This window comes from Bradyrhizobium sp. AUGA SZCCT0283, from assembly GCF_018130385.1.
In the GTDB taxonomy this organism is placed as follows: domain Bacteria; phylum Pseudomonadota; class Alphaproteobacteria; order Rhizobiales; family Xanthobacteraceae; genus Bradyrhizobium.
Genome location: NZ_JAFCLU010000008.1, coordinates 36,224 through 53,184 on the forward strand (window position 1 = coordinate 36,224; position 16,961 = coordinate 53,184).

Annotated in this window: 16 protein-coding genes; 10 read left to right on the forward strand and 6 right to left on the reverse strand. The window is 64.1% G+C overall.

What is annotated here, in order from left to right:
- Positions 1 to 5: 5 nt before the first annotated feature.
- The 3 genes from JQ624_RS13235 to JQ624_RS13245 all read left to right on the forward strand — a co-directional run bounded on the left by JQ624_RS13235 (position 6) and on the right by JQ624_RS13245 (position 3,402).
- Positions 6 to 2,114 carry a TRAP transporter permease gene (locus JQ624_RS13235; protein WP_212419328.1) on the forward strand — a complete coding sequence of 703 codons (2,109 nt, stop codon included), beginning with the start codon at positions 6 to 8 and terminating at the stop codon, positions 2,112 to 2,114.
- Positions 2,075 to 2,488 carry a DUF1850 domain-containing protein gene (locus JQ624_RS13240; protein WP_212419329.1) on the forward strand — a complete coding sequence of 138 codons (414 nt, stop codon included), beginning with the start codon at positions 2,075 to 2,077 and terminating at the stop codon, positions 2,486 to 2,488. The genes JQ624_RS13235 and JQ624_RS13240 overlap by 40 nt, the downstream gene beginning before the upstream one ends.
- 107 nt (positions 2,489 to 2,595) lie before the next feature.
- Positions 2,596 to 3,402 (forward strand): SDR family NAD(P)-dependent oxidoreductase, encoded by an 807-nt coding sequence (locus JQ624_RS13245; protein WP_212419330.1) that lies wholly within the window; start codon positions 2,596 to 2,598, stop codon positions 3,400 to 3,402.
- A 15-nt stretch (positions 3,403 to 3,417) separates the two neighbouring features.
- Here JQ624_RS13245 and JQ624_RS13250 read toward each other — a convergent pair whose 3' ends face one another.
- Positions 3,418 to 4,962 (reverse strand): sodium:proton antiporter, encoded by a 1,545-nt coding sequence (locus JQ624_RS13250; RefSeq protein WP_212419331.1) that lies wholly within the window; start codon positions 4,960 to 4,962, stop codon positions 3,418 to 3,420.
- A gap of 113 nt (positions 4,963 to 5,075) precedes the next feature.
- Positions 5,076 to 5,846 (reverse strand): hypothetical protein, encoded by a 771-nt coding sequence (locus tag JQ624_RS13255; RefSeq protein WP_212419332.1) that lies wholly within the window; start codon positions 5,844 to 5,846, stop codon positions 5,076 to 5,078.
- A gap of 228 nt (positions 5,847 to 6,074) precedes the next feature.
- Here JQ624_RS13255 and JQ624_RS13260 point away from each other — a divergent pair, with 228 nt between their 5' ends.
- The 3 genes from JQ624_RS13260 to JQ624_RS13270 all read left to right on the forward strand — a co-directional run bounded on the left by JQ624_RS13260 (position 6,075) and on the right by JQ624_RS13270 (position 10,402).
- Complete coding sequence (locus JQ624_RS13260) at positions 6,075 to 6,839, forward strand: tetratricopeptide repeat protein (protein WP_212419333.1); 765 nt, start codon at positions 6,075 to 6,077, stop codon at positions 6,837 to 6,839.
- A 122-nt stretch (positions 6,840 to 6,961) separates the two neighbouring features.
- On the forward strand, positions 6,962 to 8,320 hold the full coding sequence (locus tag JQ624_RS13265; protein WP_212419334.1) for a tetratricopeptide repeat protein: 1,359 nt from the start codon (positions 6,962 to 6,964) through the stop codon (positions 8,318 to 8,320).
- Between the two features lie 171 nt (positions 8,321 to 8,491).
- Positions 8,492 to 10,402: a propionyl-CoA synthetase gene (locus tag JQ624_RS13270; protein WP_212419335.1), complete on the forward strand. Its 1,911-nt coding sequence runs from the start codon at positions 8,492 to 8,494 to the stop codon at positions 10,400 to 10,402.
- Positions 10,403 to 10,495: 93 nt separating this feature from the next.
- Here JQ624_RS13270 and JQ624_RS13275 read toward each other — a convergent pair whose 3' ends face one another.
- On the reverse strand, positions 10,496 to 10,741 hold the full coding sequence (locus JQ624_RS13275; protein ID WP_212419336.1) for a hypothetical protein: 246 nt from the start codon (positions 10,739 to 10,741) through the stop codon (positions 10,496 to 10,498).
- 103 nt (positions 10,742 to 10,844) lie between these two features.
- On the reverse strand, positions 10,845 to 11,873 hold the full coding sequence (locus JQ624_RS13280) for a YafY family protein (protein WP_212419337.1): 1,029 nt from the start codon (positions 11,871 to 11,873) through the stop codon (positions 10,845 to 10,847).
- An 87-nt stretch (positions 11,874 to 11,960) separates the two neighbouring features.
- Here JQ624_RS13280 and JQ624_RS13285 point away from each other — a divergent pair, with 87 nt between their 5' ends.
- Together JQ624_RS13285 and JQ624_RS13290 are read left to right on the forward strand one after the other, a co-directional pair.
- Positions 11,961 to 12,605 (forward strand): glutathione S-transferase family protein, encoded by a 645-nt coding sequence (locus JQ624_RS13285; RefSeq protein ID WP_212419338.1) that lies wholly within the window; start codon positions 11,961 to 11,963, stop codon positions 12,603 to 12,605.
- A 25-nt stretch (positions 12,606 to 12,630) separates the two neighbouring features.
- On the forward strand, positions 12,631 to 13,065 hold the full coding sequence (locus JQ624_RS13290) for a DUF6157 family protein (protein ID WP_212419339.1): 435 nt from the start codon (positions 12,631 to 12,633) through the stop codon (positions 13,063 to 13,065).
- Positions 13,066 to 13,080: 15 nt separating this feature from the next.
- Here JQ624_RS13290 and JQ624_RS13295 read toward each other — a convergent pair whose 3' ends face one another.
- Both JQ624_RS13295 and JQ624_RS13300 read right to left on the reverse strand, forming a co-directional pair.
- A complete protein-coding gene (locus JQ624_RS13295) occupies positions 13,081 to 13,857 on the reverse strand; it encodes an enoyl-CoA hydratase/isomerase family protein (RefSeq protein ID WP_212419340.1) in 777 nt (258 codons plus the stop codon).
- A gap of 118 nt (positions 13,858 to 13,975) precedes the next feature.
- Positions 13,976 to 15,088: a cyclic nucleotide-gated ion channel gene (locus tag JQ624_RS13300; RefSeq protein WP_212419341.1), complete on the reverse strand. Its 1,113-nt coding sequence runs from the start codon at positions 15,086 to 15,088 to the stop codon at positions 13,976 to 13,978.
- Positions 15,089 to 15,401: 313 nt separating this feature from the next.
- On the opposite strand from JQ624_RS13300, the gene JQ624_RS13305 reads away from it, so the two are divergent.
- On the forward strand, positions 15,402 to 16,067 hold the full coding sequence (locus tag JQ624_RS13305; protein ID WP_212419342.1) for a Crp/Fnr family transcriptional regulator: 666 nt from the start codon (positions 15,402 to 15,404) through the stop codon (positions 16,065 to 16,067).
- Between the two features lie 18 nt (positions 16,068 to 16,085).
- Positions 16,086 to 16,961, forward strand: a complete 876-nt coding sequence (locus JQ624_RS13310; protein ID WP_212419343.1) for a DUF6537 domain-containing protein — start codon at positions 16,086 to 16,088, stop codon at positions 16,959 to 16,961.

The window sequence follows — 16,961 nt, forward strand, 5'->3', positions numbered from 1 at the left end:
CGGACATGCGGCAAGCCGGGGGCACGGAAGAGCCTGTCAAGGTCGGGTTCGACAATTTCGAGCACGGTTTTCCGGCTGGCTTCGGTCCGGGCGGCTGGGGCTATCTCGCCTACGCCATCGGCATCGTCTTTGCGGCCTTCCAGCTTTACGTCGCCGCGTTCAATTATCTGCCGAGCCAGGTGGTGCGCGGCGTTCACGTCGGCTTCCTGCTGCTGATGACCTTCGGTCTGATCGGCAACTTCACCGCCAAAAGCGATTTCGGCCGGGCGCTCGGCTGGCTGACCGGTGGCGCAGGCTTTCTGTGCGGGCTGTACCAGTGGATTTTCTACGCCGACCTGATCGCCCGCGACGGCGACCCGACCCGCGCGGATCTCGCGGTCGGCACGCTGCTTGCCGTGCTGATCTTCGAAGGCACGCGGCGGTTGATGGGATTGGCGCTGCCGCTGATGTGCGGCGCCTGTCTGCTCTACTGGTTCTTCGGCCAGTATCTGCCGCAGCCATTCAACCACCGCGGCTATGATTTCGATCAGGTCATCACGCATCTTTCGTTCGGCACCGAAGGATTTTACGGCGTGCCGATCTATGTCTCGGCGACCTACATCTTCCTGTTCATTCTGTTCGGCTCGTTCCTCGAACGCGCCGGGATGATCCAGCTGTTCACCGACGTTTCGCTCGGCCTGTTCGGCCGCACCCGCGGCGGACCTGCCAAGGTCGCGGTGTTTGCCTCGGGCATGATGGGAACGATCTCCGGCTCCGGCGTCGCCAATGTCGTCACCGTCGGCCAGTTCACGATTCCGCTGATGATCAAGTTCGGCTATCGCCGCGCCTTTGCCGCCGGCGTCGAGGCCACCGCCTCGATGGGCGGACAGATCATGCCGCCGGTGATGGGCGCGGTCGCCTTCATCATGGCGGAGACGCTCGGCGTGCAATATTCGGAGATCGTGAAAGCTGCGGTGATCCCGGCCATTCTCTATTTCGCCTCCGCGTTCTGGATGGTGCATCTGGAAGCCGGCAAGCACGGCCTCGTCGGCATGACGCGTTCGGAAATCCCGAACGCGTGGAAGGCGCTGGTGGCGCGCTGGTACCTGGTGTTGCCGCTGGCGGCGCTGGTCTACATGCTGTTTGAGGGTTTTACGCCGCTTTACGCCGGCAGCATTGGGCTTGCGCTGACGGTCGCCCTGATCCTCGGCGCCAGCATCACGCTCGGTCTCTCCCACACCGTGGTGCGTTACATCTTCTGGATCGGGCTGGCGCTGGTGGTGGCTGCGGTGTCGCGCACCGGCCTGGAGATCATGCCGATCGCATGCGTCGTCGGCGGGTTGGTCCTGATTGCCGCGATCACGCGCGGCGGCCGGGCAACGCTCGCCGCCTGCCGCGATTCACTCGCTGACAGTGCCAAATCGGCGCTCACTGTGGGCATGGCCTGCGCCATCGTCGGCACCATCATCGGCATGATGACGCAGACCGGCGTCGGCACCATCTTCGGCGGCTGGATCATCGGGCTCGGCGCCAAGAGCCTGTTTCTGGCGCTGGTTATGACCATGCTGCTGTCGATCCTGCTCGGTACCGGCATCCCGACGATCCCGACCTACATTATTACCGCAGCGCTTGCCGCGCCTGCGCTCGCCAAGCTTGGTGTGCCGCTGATCGCGAGCCACATGTTTGCGTTCTACTACGGCATCATGGCCGACCTCTCGCCGCCGGTGGCGCTGGCGGCGTTGGCGGCGGCGCCGATCGCGAAGGAGAACCCCGACAGGATCGGCTGGGAGGCGATGCGGATCGGTCTCGCGGGCTACGTTATTCCGTTCATCTTCGTCTACTCGCCGGCCCTGATGCTGCAGACGGGCGATCCCATGGCCGTCCAGCTCGGCTTCTACGGCGCGGTGGCGCTGGCGACGTTCAAGGCGCTGGTCGCGATCGGCCTGTTCGGCGTCGTCGCGATCGGCTTCCTGTTCACGCGGTTGACATGGCCAGAGATTGCCACTGCCTTGGTCGCAGCGCTCTGCCTGCTCGGCGAATTCGCGTTCAGCGACACCGTCGGCTTTGCGCTGGCGGCGGCTGTCGTGGTCTGGCAATGGCGGCAGCGTGCGCGCAACGCGGTGGCAGCGGCGTGAGCCTGTGCCTCGTTTCGGCCGGTGTCGTGAAGACGCTGTCAATCGCGGCATTCACCTTGATGTGGACCCATTCGGTCGAAAAGGTCGATTGGCAGGAAGATTGGCGGATTACGGGGGCAAGGCTGGAACTGGTGCAGGCGCGCGTCAAGGGCAGCGGCGCCGGCATGGAGCCGCCGCCGGAGGCGCGCCTGATCGATGGCTGGTTTCGATGGCAGCCCAAGCGCGCAGCCATGCCGGAAGTGGTGCTCGGCAATTCCGGGGCTGCCGGCGAATGGCGGCTGTGCCATGATGGCAATTGCAGGACATTGTCTGACATATTCGGTCATCCGGTCGGAACCGATTTGACAACCATGAAAGCTTGCAACAATCCGTAGCCCGGATGAGCGAAGCGACATCCGGGGAAGCTGCCGGACGAGAATCCCGGATCTCGCTTTGCTCATCCGGGCTACAAGAGAGAACATCTATTAGGGAGAAGAAGTCGATGGAACGGCTCAAGGGCAAGACGGCGATGGTGGTGGGCGCGGGCTCGATCGGTCCCGGCTGGGGCAATGGCAAGGCGACTGCTGTGATCTTTGCGCGCGAGGGCGCGCAGGTGTTCTGCGTCGACCGCAACGCTGCGGCAGCCAAGGAGACCGTGGACATCATCACCGGCGAGGGCGGCAAGGCCACCGCTTTCACCGCCGACGTTTCACGCGAAGCCGAGGTCGAGGCGATGGTGGCGGCGTGCCGCAAGGCCTATGGCCGCATCGACGTGCTCGACAACAATGTCGGCATCGCCGAAATGGGAAATGTCGTTGAGGTGAACGAGGCGAGCTGGGATCACGTCTTCGCGGTCAACCTCAAGAGCGCGTACTTCGCCATGAAGCACGTCATTCCCGTGATGCAGAAGCAGGGCGGCGGTTCGATCATCAACATCTCCTCGATCGCCTCGATCCGCCACCTCGGCATTTCCTACGTCACCTATGGCGCCTCGAAGGCGGCGATGAACCAGATGACGAAGACGACCGCCGTGCAGTTCGCGCGCGACCATGTCCGGGTGAACTGCATCCTGCCGGGCCTGATGAAGACGCCGATGGTCGCGCACTCGGCCGGGCTGGCAGCCAGCTATTCGGCCGGCGACGTCGAGGCGATGTGGCGGGCGCGCGATGCGCAGGTGCCGATGGGGCACATGGGCGACGCCTGGGACGTCGCCAATGCCGCGCTGTTTCTGGCGTCCGATGAATCGAAATACGTCACCGGGATCGAATTGATCGTCGACGGCGGGATTACGAGCAAGTCGGGCGCGTGACGCTCGATTGCCCCGCTATGCCTGTGCGCTCAATTCGGCGCGGTCCAGCTCTTCTTCTACTTGATGGAAGGCGTCATCGCCGATCTCCTCGAGATGACGCATCCTCAACAGCGCCTCTCGCGCCGCACCGACGGCGCGGCGGCGCAGCGGATCGGCCGGCAGCTCGCTGGTCGTGATGCCGATTTCGGGTTCGGTTTCGGCACGCAGCAGCACGGCGCGGTATTCGAGCCGCAGGATTTCGGCCTCCTCGGACGGATCGGATTCGATCGCCTCGAGCGCGGCGCGATAGGCGATGCAGCGGGCTTGAGCGGCCTCGCGCGCGACCGGATCGTCCTCCTCGAATTTCAGCGCGAGGATTATCGGCCGGAGCGTCAGGCCCTGGATCACGAGCGTCCCCAGCACCACGGCAAAGGCCGTCAGCAGGATGAGATCGCGATACGGGAAGCCCTCGGGCAACGCGAAGGCGGCTGCCAGCGTGACGATGCCGCGCATCCCGCACCAGGACACGATGATGCCGCGTTCCACCGTCGGTACCGCGGGAGACACATGCGCAGGAAGCAGGCCGTGCGCGTTCAAGGCGCGCAGCAAGGCGCCATATGGCATCACCCAGGCGATGCGGGCGAGGATCACGACGGCGAGGATCGCGGCGGCAAAGCTGCAATATTTGAACCGCACCTCGTCGTCGAGCCCGGACCAGATCGGATTGAGCTGCATGCCGATCAGAATGAACGCCAGCACGTTGAGCACGAACACGACGGTTTCCCACACTGCATAGGAGGCCACGCGCAGCCGCGCCGGGGTACGCTCGGGCGCGGTGCGGGCGATCGTGATCGCATAGGCGACGATGGTGAGAATGCCGGACAGCCCGATATGCTCGGCGACGATCCACACCATGAACGTGCCGGCGAATTGCGTGATGATTGCGCTCGGCGCCTCGGTGATGCGGCGCGTGATCTGCGTCCAGACCCGTGCGAACAGGAAGCCGGCAATGAGGCTTCCGAACAGCGCCAGCGCAACGGACGGCACGAACTCGCGCACCTTCATGTGCTCGGCGGCAACCAGGCCGACCGCGACGCGGTAGATCAGGAGTGCGCTGGCATCGTTGAGGAGGCTTTCGCCCTCAAGGATCTTCTGGATGCGGTAAGGCAGGTTGACCTGACGCAGGATCGCGGTGGCCGCCGCGGCGTCGGGCGGTGCCACGATGGCGCCAAGCGCGATCGCAACCGCCCATGGCATGTCCGGGCGAAGCCAGTGTGCGACGACAGCGACGGCGGCGGTCGTGACCCCAACCGCGACCAGCACCAGCGTCGATACCGGCAGCCAGTTGTTGCGAAGGTCGCGCAGCGAGGTATCGAAAGCCGCATCCAGCAGCACCGGCGCTACGAACAGCGCCAGCGCCAACTCAGGCTCCAGCGTCCACGATGGACCTGATGGCACGAAGGCCAGCAACATGCCGCCGATCGCGAGAAATGTCGGATAGGGCACCTTGAGCCGCCGCGCCAGCGCGGACAGCAGCACCGCGCCAAGCAGCAGCCCGATGATCCATTCGAATGCTAGCAAATTTGGAATTCCTGCCGGTCGAGATCGATGTCGCTATCAATCTAGCACCAAAACCGGCAGATCTTCCCGATTGAATAAAAGCCGATCCTGGCGCCGCCAGTCGCGCCAGTTTGCTACTGCGCCATCGCCAATATTCCGCCCGCGAAGGAATGCCAGAGCGGGGAGACACTGATCGGCCAGTTCAGAAGCTTGACGGCGATCAGCGCAATGCCGCCATAGACATATACCGGATGCGGCCGGCCGCGCGTGCACCAGTCGAAAATGATGGCGGCCACGAGCAAGAGATAGGCGACGAAAGCCGGCGGGATCGTCACCGGCACCGGCGGCGGGCCGACAGGCCCGGGAGGGGCCAGGAAGGTCAGAAACCAGCGCGCGACCGCGGCGTCCAGTAGCGAGATGCCGGCCAGCAGCATCAGCCGCTTGTGCGTCTCGGGCTTGCGGATGGCGGCAATGGCCAGCGTGAACACCACAGCGAAGAACAGAATTCCGCTTAGCGGAACAATCGCGAATGCGATTCCGTCATCGGTCAATCCCGCCGCGGCGGAGCGCTTCATCGCATTGACAGCCACCAGGACGCCGAAGATCGTCATCGCGGTCGCCAGCGATACGCCGATCATTCCGATGGCGCGGTGCCGGGCGACCCTGCCGGACGCGGCAAGCCAGCTCTGGAATGCGAAATAGAGCGACCAGGCGAAGAACAGCAGCCCGTGAAAATGGACGATCGGGGAAGCCGAAAACGAGCGATGGGCCAGCGGCAGCCAGTAGGTAGGCGCGAAGCCAAGAAAGGCGACGGCCGTGCACGCCAGCGCCATGTAAAAATAAAAGTAACCTGATTGGGATTGCGCAATGGCGCGCGGCGGATTGAAGTCGGTCAATGTGGTCATGGTTGTTGAGTCTGTGAGACCTGCAAAAGGTTCAAGACAAATTTCGTGACCAAACATATCCGTTCGCGTGCGGACGACGGTGTTTTCGCGTATGTCACGTTTCGGCCAGAATCTGTCCCCGTACGAAAACGGATGCGCGCACGCGCCCGTTGTCGAAAAAGCCGGTGGCTTGCTAGGATCACGCGCTAATCCAAAACTTCCCGGACACAAGGCTTCCCGGATCGATTGATGCGATTCTATTCCGACATCCGCAGGCTGGTCGCGGCTTCCTTGCTATGGATCGCGTTTGCGCAGGGCGTATCGGCGACCGGCGTCGAACCGGCCAAGGATTTGCGCGTCGATCCCGCGCTCTGCCTGGCCGCCGCCCTCGCGCGTGACGACGACAAGACGGTCGCGGCCTGTGGCGCGCTGATTGACAACGCAAAGACGGAAAAGGCCGACCGCATCAAGGCGCTGATCGCGCGTGGCGCCGCCTATGAGCGCAAGGACATGGCCGAGCGTGCCATCACCGACTATGACGGCGTGCTGCGGCTCGATCCCTCACTCGCCGATATCCACAACACGCGCGGCGAACTCTGGCGCAAGAAGGGCGACCTGCCGAAGGCGGTGGCCGATTTCGCCGCGGCGATCAAGCTGAACCCGGACCACGTTGCGGCCAGAGCCAACCACAGGTCCATGGCGCAGGAGCTGGAGCGGTTGGGCGCGCTGAAGGCGGTCGCCGGCAAGCCGAGCTTCAATTGCGCCACCGCCCGCCGCAAGGTGGAGAAAGCGATCTGCGCCAATCCCGAACTCGCCGATCTCGATCGCGAGGTCCAAGGGTCGTATGACAGGGCGGCCGCTGAGAAGATGACCCCACAGCAGGCGCGCAAGCTGCGGCGCGAACAGGAGGGGTACATCGCCCGCCGCAATGCAGAATACGGCCGGCCCGGCTACGATCTGAAAAAGGCGATGCGCGACCGCCTGCAACAGATCAATGGAATCGACGGGTATTAGAACAGCGGGCGGGAGCCGGGCGGTAGACGCCACCGGCCTTCGAACCTTGGGAAGATCGGCGGCGACCAAGTGATCGGGCGCGGCCTGACCGCGCGTACTTCAGTCATGTTGAAGAGCCTATCATGCGATCATTTGTTTCGCCATTTGCCGCAAGCGCGGCGTTAACCATTGCAATCCTGACTTCATTCGGCGCCTCCGCTCAGCCGGCCGCCGAATTGCCGGTCGTCTGCGCGGCGCTTTCGGCCGCCGAGCCCACGAAGCTGATCGAGGTTTGCACCGCGCTGATCGACAATCCGGCGACGCCGGAGGGTGACCGGCTCGACGCCACGATTACCCGTGCCGCCGCATTGCATAACAGCGGCCAGACTGGCAAGGCCCTGGCCGAAATCGATACCGTCATATCCAGGGATCCCAACCGTGCCCGCGCCTTCCGCGCCCGCGGCGAAATCCTTCGCCAGACCGGCAACATGGAGGCCGCCTTCGAGGCGTTGAACCAGGCCATCCGGCTCGAGCCTGATAATGCCAATGGTTACGCAAACCGCGGCAATGCCTTCAACAACGCCAAGAAATTCGACCGCGCCATCGAGGACTATAACGAGGCGCTGCGGCTGAAGCCGGATTTCGCGCAGGCGTTTTCCGACCGCGGCGCCGCCTGGTACTTCAAGGGCGAGTATCAGAAGGCGATCACCGATTACGATGAAGCCCTCCGTCTCGAGCCGCACCGCGCGCGCACCTACAGCAACCGTTCCGCGGCGTACCGCAAGCTGGGCCGCACGGAACGGGCGATCGAGGACGTTACCACGGCGATCCGGATCGATCCGACGCAGCCGGAATTCTTCGACAATCGCGGCCTCGACCTTGCCGGCAATGGCGACTACGCGCGCGCGATCGCTGACTATGACGAAGCGATCAAGATCCGCCCCGAGGCGAAATTCCTGACCAACCGCGGCGACGCCTATCAGGCGATGAAGGATTACGATCGTGCCATCGCGGACTACGACGCTGCGTTGAAACTCGATCCAAAATTCCCTCGCGCCTACAACAACCGCGGCGCGGCCTGGGTCAAGAAGGGCGACCGCGGCCGTGCGCTGCGGGATTATGCGGAAGCGGTCCGTCTCAATCCTTCCGACACCACCGCCGCCGCCAATCACAAGGAGATCGCGCAGGAAATCGAACGGCTGGGCTCGCTTTCGTACCAGAAGAATCTGCCGAGCTTCAATTGCGCCACCGCGAAGCGCCAGGTCGAAAAGGCGATCTGCGCCGACCCGGGCCTCGCCCAGCTCGACCGCAACATCAACGACGCATTTCTGCGGGTGATCGCGAGTGCGGAATCCGACAGCCATCGCGCGGCGCTGGCGCTGACCCGGCAGCAGCGCGGCTTCATCGAAAAGCGAAACGCCTCATTCGGCAAGCGCGGTTATGACCTCCGTCAGGCGATGGAGGACCGGCTGGAGAAGCTCAATACGATTGCCCGGCAGTAGATTTACCCTTCGAGCGAGTCTGTTCCGGCTTGATCTCCCACCGCTTCCCGTGACAATGCGTTCAAGAAATGCGGCCTGAATTTGATCCTGGTCAATGGCAAGGTGCCCGGCGCCCGCCCATGTCAGGGTCTTCCAGAGCTGCCCCAAGAACGCGTCGACCGGGAGTGCGCCATGAACATCCACGAGAAAAGCCGCTACCATGAGGTCCATGCGCGCTCGCTCAGCGACCCCGAGGGCTTTTGGGCGGAGGCGGCGCGCGAGATCGACTGGATCGAGCCGGCCAAAAAGATATTCGATGCCTCGATGGGCGCGTATGGCTGCTGGTTCGCCGGCGCCGTGGTCAACACCTGCTACAACGCGCTTGACCGCCATGTCGCGAACGGCCGCGCCGATCAGGTCGCGTTGATCCACGATTCGCCGCTCACCAACGCCATCTCGAAATTCACCTATGCCGAGATGCTCAAGGAGGTGCAGACGCTCGCCGCCGTGATGGCCGATTTCGGCGTTGCCAAGGGCGACCGCGTCATCCTCTATATGCCGCTGGTGCCGGAAGCGGTGTTTGCGATGCTGGCCTGCGCGCGGATCGGTGCGGTGCATTCGGTGGTGTTCGGCGGTTTTGCCGCGAAGGAGCTCGCAACCCGCATCGAGGACGCCAAGCCGAAACTGATTTTCTCGGCGAGCTGCGGCATCGAGCCCGGCCGCATCGTGCAGTACAAGCCACTGCTCGACGAGGCGATCTCGCTTTCAAGCGTCAAGCCCGAGAGCTGCATCATCCTGCAGCGGCCACAGCAGACTTGTGAGCTTTCGGCCGGCCGCGATCACGACTGGGCAACGCTGCGCGGCGCCGCGCTCGCTGCCGGCAAGGCGGCGCCGTGCACGCCGGTGCTGGCGACCGATCCGCTCTACATTCTCTACACGTCCGGCACCACGGGAATCCCGAAGGGCGTTGTGCGCGACAATGGCGGGCATCTGGTCGCGCTGAAATGGTCGATGTTCAATCTCTACGGCGTCAAGCCCGGCGAGGTCTGGTGGTGCGGCTCCGATATCGGCTGGGTGGTGGGCCACAGCTACATCGTCTACGGGCCGCTGATTCATGGCGCCACCTCCATCATGTACGAGGGCAAGCCGGTCGGCACGCCGGACGCCGGCGCGTTCTGGCGTGTGATCTCTGAACACAAGGCGGTGGCGCTGTTCACCGCGCCGACTGCCTTCCGCGCCATCCGCAAGGAGGACCCGGACGGCGCGTTCATCCGCAAATACGATCTGTCGAAATTCCGTACCCTGTTCCTGGCCGGCGAGCGCGCCGATCCGCCGACGGTGGAATGGGCGGAAGCGCAATTGAAGGTGCCTGTCATCGATCACTGGTGGCAGACCGAAACCGGCTGGTGCATCGCCGGCAATCCGGTGGGGCTGGGCATGCTGCCGGTCAAGCACGGCTCGCCGACGGTGCCGATGCCGGGCTATCAGGTCGACGTAGTAGATGAGGCATCCAGGCCCGTACCGGCGGGCACCATGGGTTCGATCGTGATCAAGCTGCCGATGCCGCCCGGCTGCCTGCCGACGCTGTGGCAGCAGGAGGAGCGCTTCAAGGAAGCTTACCTCACGGAGTTCCCCGGCTACTACAAGACCTCGGACGCCGGCTACAAGGATGACGACGGCTATGTCTGGGTGATGGGCCGCACCGACGACATCATCAATGTTGCCGGCCACCGGCTCTCCACCGGCGGCATGGAGGAAATCCTGGCTTCGCATCCCGACGTCGCCGAATGTGCGGTGCTCGGCATCAAGGACGCGATCAAGGGCGAAGTGCCCTGCGGCTTCCTGGTGCTGAAGGCCGGCGTGACCCGCGCGCCGATCGAGATCGAAAAGGAGATCGTGGCGCTGGTGCGCGACAAGCTCGGCCCGGTCGCGGCGTTCAAGCTTGCGATTACCGTCGGCCGGCTGCCGAAGACGCGCTCGGGAAAAATCCTGCGCGGAACCATCAAGAAGATCGCCGACGGCGAGAGCTGGAGCATGCCCGCCACCATCGAGGACCCCAAGGTGCTCGACGAAATCGGCGACGCGCTGAAGGGCAGGGTATAGGGTTTCGGGGTTAAGCCAATCGCCGGCCTCTTCGGCCGGAAAAATCCCGGCCGCGTGGCAAGCGGCCGGGATCTTTATTGCAGAAACGTTCGATCAGTAGGCGCAGACGTTCACGGTGCGCAGGCGCATGCCGCGGCGGGTTTCGACCCAGCGCTGTTGCAGGCAGCCGTTCAAACCGGTGTCGACATAGACGCCGCCGAAGCCGACGCCGATGGCGGGACCCCAGCCATGACCCCAGTGATGATGGCCGTGGTAAAAGCCGCCGGCGGAAGCGGGCGCTGCGGCGGCAATGGTGAGCGAGGCGGCGGCGATCAGTCCGAGAGTCATCTTGCGAAACATTGTAAATATTCTCCATTGATTGGCGCGAGGCCGTTGTTGCGTCCCTGCCCATCAGTCGGAGCGGGGGCGCCGTGCGTTCACGCGCGTCGGGGAGAATCGTGTTTCAGGAATGTTTCGTGGGGCGCGATCTGCGGATATCCTTTCGATCCTGATAACCATCCTGCGCCGTCTGGTAGCGTGCGGCCATGGCCTGGGTGAGTTCGGCCATCCTGTCGCGCAACTCGGCCGGCGCCAGCACCTCCGCCTCCGCGCCGAGACGCAGCAGTTCGGCCGCCGCATGCCATACCGTTTTTCCGATCGGCACTACTGCGATCCGCCAGCCGGCGGCATCCGCGGTCTCCTCGATGCGGGTGCGCGTTCTCACGTAAGGCTGACTTAAGGCGTTGAGCAGTTTTATGCCAAACGGCGACAGCCGCACGGTGGCGTAGTTCGGATGCATCTCGGCTTCGAGCCGGATCGTTGCGGCTTGCCAATAGGCGGCGAGATCGAAATCGGCGGGCCGGGCGAAGCGCTCGTCCAGAACGTTGCAGTCGAGAACCCGCGCCACACGATAGGTGCGCACGCTGCCATCGACGTGTCCTGCGAGATACCAGCTGCCGCCTTTCAGCACGAGACCGAGCGGTGCGACGCAACGGCGTTTCTCGGCCCTCCAGCTTTGGTAGCGGATTTCGATCAGGCTCTCGCGCAGCAGCGCGCCGGCAATGGCGCGCAGATGCTTCGGCTGCTCGGTTTCGCCGAACCAGCTTGGGGCATCGAGATGAAAGCGTTCCAGCATCCGGCCGGCGTTCGGGCGCAGATTGGCCGGCAGTGCCGCCATCAGCTTGGTCTGCGCCGTCAGCATCGCAGCGTCGAGGCCAAGCGCGGCTGCAGGCCCCGGCAGTCCTGTCATGAACAGCGCCTCGGCCTCCGGTTGTGACAGTCCGTTCAGCCGCACGCGATAGCCGTCGAGCAGGCGATAGCCGCCTTCCGCGCCGCGCTCGGCATAGACGGGAATGCCGGCCGCCGCGAGCGCATCGATGTCGCGATAGATGGTGCGCACCGAAACCTCGCAACCGTCGGCGAGTTCAGGCGCGGTGACCTGTCCCCGCGCCTGCAGGGTGGTGAGGATCGAAAGCAGCCGGCTCGCGCGCATGGTCCCTTAAACCATACCTGACACAGGATGTCAGGTATGGTCGGGCATACAAGGTCCGTTGCCCGCGAGGCCCAATGGAGACTGCCAATGACCAGCAGGGACCGCATCACGCTTTATTATTCGCCGCAGACCCGCGCGACGGGCACGCGGGTGCTGCTGGAGGAACTGGGGGCCCCCTATGATCTCCATGTCCTGAACATGAAGGCGGGCGAGCAGCGCCAGCCGGCCTATCTCGCCATCAACCCGCTGGGCAAGGTGCCGGTGATTCGCCATGGCGAGGCGTTGGTGACCGAGCAGGTGGCCATCTACATCTATCTCGCCGACCTGTTTCCGGCAGCCGGCCTGACACCCGCGCTCGACGATCCCTGCCGAGGCCCGTATCTGCGCTGGATCGCCTATTATGGTTCGTCCTTCGAGCCTGCCTTGATCGATAAATTCATGAAGCGCGAGCCGGCGCCGCCAACGCAATCGCCATATTCCGATTACGAGACCATGCTTGGCGCATTGGAGGCGCAGCTATCCAGGGGGCCTTATCTGCTTGGGGACCGCATGACGGCAGCCGACATTCTCTGGGGCGTGGCGTTCAGTTGGACGATGATGTTCGGCCTCGTGCCGCGAAAGGACGTATTTGCGGCCTATGCCGAGCGCATCACGTCGCGGCCGGCCTTCCAGCGGATCACCGCTGCCGATGCCGACATGGCGGCCCAGCACGCCGCGGCCTGCGGCGGGTAAGCGGTCACGAGCGTAGGATTCCTGGATGGCAAAGACAGTTCACACGACCAACTGCTTCGATACCTTCATCCAGGTCGCGGAGGATTGCCCTGCGCGTACCGGCGAGGAGCCGCCGCTGCGCGCCGGGAGTCCGACGGTAGCGGGCCTGCAATACAGGATGATTGCGGAAGCGCCCTACACGTACACGTCGGACGACGTCATATTCGCGACCTCCGCCCGCGGCCGGCAGCTCGATGCGAAGGCGACGAAGAAGGCGCGAAGTCTTGCCCGCGACGAATTCTTCTCCAGGGGGCAGGCGTGTCTGCGAGCATCGGGGCTCGGCAAGCGTTTCGGCTGGGGTGTGCATGCCGATGCCGAGGGGCGCGTCGCGATCTATGCGGTCGACAGCAAGCGCTACCAGGCGCTTGCGCGGGATCCCGATATCAAGCAGGTGCGGGCGATGCGGACGAAGCGAGCCTGAGCTTTCCGGGCCTTTTTAGAATTTCGGCGGGCGCTTCTCGGCAAACGCCTTGATGCCTTCCTTGATCTCGGCGCTGCGCATGCTCTCGCGGTGGCGGAGGTCGGCGCCTTCTTCATCGAAATTGCCGCGGGCGAATTCGTTGATGGCACGCTTCATGCCGCGCATCGCCAGCGGCGCGTTGCCGGCCAGGATGTTGGCGAGCCGGTCGACTTCCTCGTCGAGCGCTTCCTCCGGCACCATGGCGGTGAGGTAGCCGATCCGCAGCATTTCGGGCGCCGTGATTTTCTGCGCGGTGAGAAACAGCATTTTTGCGTTGTCGACGCCGAGCCGCGACACGTAGCGGGCGATGCCGCTCTTGTAATAGTGCAGGCCGAGGCGGGCCGCCGGCATGAACATTTCAGCCGTGTCGACGCCAATGCGGAAGTCGCAGGCCAGCGCCAGATCGGTCGAGCCCCCATAGACGCCGCCATTGAGCCGGCAGATCGTCGGCACGCCAAGGTCCTCCAGCCGGTCGACCACCGCTTCGAACGCCGATCCCGCGCTCGGTTGCGCCGTCGCGCTGGTGGCGCGGTCCGCCACCGAATTGAGATCGTAGCCGGCGCTGAAGGCGCGGCCGGTGCCGGTCAGCACCAGCACACGGATCGCGGGATCGGCCTCGATCCGGTCGAACAGCTTGACGAGATCGCCGAGATCCTCGCTCTGCAGCCGGTTCAGATGTTTCGGCCGGTTGAGGCGGATGGTGGCGCGCGCCCCCGTGATTTCAAGTACCGGCGCGCTCGCTGTGTCGGACATTATTTTCTCCATTGTTAGCCGTCATTGCGAGCGAAGCGAAGCAATCCATCTTGCCGCGCAAGGAAAGAATGGATTGCTTCGTCGCTTCGCTCCTCGCAATGACGGCTTGCGGTTTTGGTTACTTGTTCTCTTGCGCGCGCCGCTTGGCTTCGGCGTCGATGGTTTCGGCCAGATCGGGATGCCGCGCCATCAGCAGGCGAAAATCCACGAGATCGAGCACCAAGAGCCGCGTCACTTTGGTGGTCGTGACATTGGCGCCGCGCACATTGTTGCCGAGCAGGGCCATCTCGCCGAAGAACGCACCCTCGCCGAGCGCCACTTTCTTGCCGGGCAATTCGACCTCGGCCTCGCCGGCGGCGATGAAATACATGCAGTCGCCCTGCTGGCCCTTGCGGATGATCATGGTGCGCGCCGGCAGGTCCATCGTTCGCAGCATGTGGGTGACGTCGGCAATCGCGGCCGGGCCGAGGGTGGCGAAGAACGGCACCTTGCTGACGGTCTCCCACGTTTTCAGGAAATTGTCGCGGCGGGTCTCGGCGGCAAAGCCGGTCGCCAGAATACCGGTCCAGAGCCCGAACACGCCGACACCGCAGATCATGACCAGCGCCGCAACCATGCGGCCGAGCGGCGTGATCGGCACCACGTCGCCATAGCCGGTCGTGGTCAGCGTCACCACCGCCCACCACAGCGCCGCCGGCACGCTGCCGAAGGTCGCTGGCTGCACGTCGCGCTCCAGGAAATATTCCGCGACCGACGCCAAAAACACCACCATCAGGAAGATCACGAGCACGCTGAGCAGCGGTCCTGATTCCAGCACCAGCACGCGCCGCAGCTGCCGCAGCCCCGGGATGCCCGGAACGACCTTGAGCACCCAGAGGATACTGAGCAGCCACGCCGTCCTGGGCTCGATGCCCGAGAGCAGCGCGACCGGCACCGCAAGGGCGCCGATCGCGTCGACGACCCCGCTGCTGGACAGTGCGTAGAGCGATAGCCGCCCTTGCCGCGCCATGTGGCGCAGCCGCACCAGCCATTCGAACACGAAATAGACGAGGCACGTCCACAGCACCGCGTCGACCCAACGGTGTGCCGCCTCGTAGGCGGGGGCCGCGGTGAGCACCACCATCGCAGCGACGCCGGCCGCCACAGCGGCATAGGCCGCCTTGGTCATGTTGCGGCCGGCCGTCTTGGCGGTGAACTGAGCCAGTGCCGAGAGGACGAGCCGCTTGGACATCGGATGAGGAGGGGCCTGATGGGTGCAATAAAATCTGGATTACGGTCGAGCCGCGGCGTGACCGATGCCCGCAAAGTGCCTGCCTGCGGGGAGGCCGTCAACGACGGCCTTCACACGGCGCACGCGTCCCCTGGCAGCCGGCCCGGCCGCGGCCGGGCACCGGGTTGAGGCTGAATTTTACCGGGGAATGGTGAGAATCCCGACAAATCGTCGTTCTTTCCTCGTATATCAAAATGGCACCGCGGATATTACGATAGCGGGCGCTGCAACAGAATCGTGAAAACGCACACGTTTAGATATTGGTTGGCTTCCAATGGATACGTCTCATCTGGCAGAGCACGCCGGAACGGCCGGCGCACTGTTTGCATCGATCTTTGTGGTCGCCACCACCACGATGCGGACCATGATCCCTTTGCGGGTCTTCGGCATCCTCGCCAATGTCGTGTTGATCGTGACCGCGATTCCGACCCATAATTTCCTGGTAATGGGGGTTCAGGCGGTCATGCTGCTGGTCAATTCCTATCGCCTGCACCAGATGCTGCAACTGGTGCGCGACGTGAAGAAATCCGTCAACAGCGACCTCTCGATGGAATGGCTGAAGCCGTTCATGACGGAGCGTCAATGCGCGGCCGGCGAGATCCTGTTCTACAAGGACGAAAAAGCCGAGGACATGCTCTATATCGTCAGCGGCAAGTTCAGGCTGGTCGAGTCGGGCATCGTGCTGCCGGTTGGCGCCATCGTCGGCGAACTCGGCATGCTGTCGCCGTCGAACATGCGAACCCAGACGCTGGAATGCGTGGAAGCCGGCCTCGTCCTGAGCGTCAGCTACAGCAAGGTCGAGGAGCTCTACGTGCAGAACCCGGCTTTCGGCTTCTATTTCCTTCGCCTGTCCAGCGCCCGGCTGTTTCAGAATCTCGAGACGCTGCAGCAGCAGTTGAACCAGCAAACGGCGTCCGCCGCGGCGCCGAAGCCCGCATAGAGGCCGGAGCCCAAGGGAGTGTCAGACCGCGGTATCCTGTCGTCGGTGCGTTATCTGTTCGCGGATTTCATCGGCGAGGATGACGCCACGCCGCCATTCCTGCCCGAAGGGCTGCCGGAACAGGTCATGGCGGCGGCGAGCGACGCCATCCATCTCCTGATCGACTACCAGGGAGCCAGCTACGCCGAACTTTACGTCCACCGGCTGCGGCGGTTCGTCGGCAAGCAAGGCGTCGATGACGCCATGCTGACCGAAATTGCGCGGCTGATGGCGGCGCGCATGGCCTATGAAGATCCGATCCGGATCGCGCAACTGAAGCTTGCCGAACTGGATCCGGCGTCCGGCAATCCTGCCAGGCCCGCCGTCGATATCAGGAAGTTCACGCTCGAGGAATTGATCGGCGCGCTTCCCGCCGTCATCGCCGAGTATGTGCTCTATGCACTCGATTGGGTAGGCTGGACGAACAAGCGCGTCTCCATCCGCTTCAGCACGGCCAGCCGGTTCGGCATCCGCCGCCTCAAGATCGAGGCGGGACTGCGGCGATGGCGGTTGCTTTCGCTGCGTTACGCCAAGGAGCGGGTCTGGGTCGAACGCTGGCTGCACATGATCGATCGCAGCCTGGCCAAGCAGCCTCAGGCCGCGCCGGCGATCGTGCAGACCGCGACCATGATCGGGGGATATGGCGATGTCTATCGTCAGGGCCTGGCGGACTGGAATGCGATCATCGACGGCCTGGTCAAGCCGACCTTCGATGGCGTGCTGGCGCTGCCCGATCTCGGAAACGCGGTGACCGAAGCGCGCGCCACCGCGCTGCCCGACCCGCGGCAGTCCGCGCTCAAGCGCAAGATCGCCGAAATCCGGGCGCGGGCGGCTGCAAGCTCGTATGTAACCTGA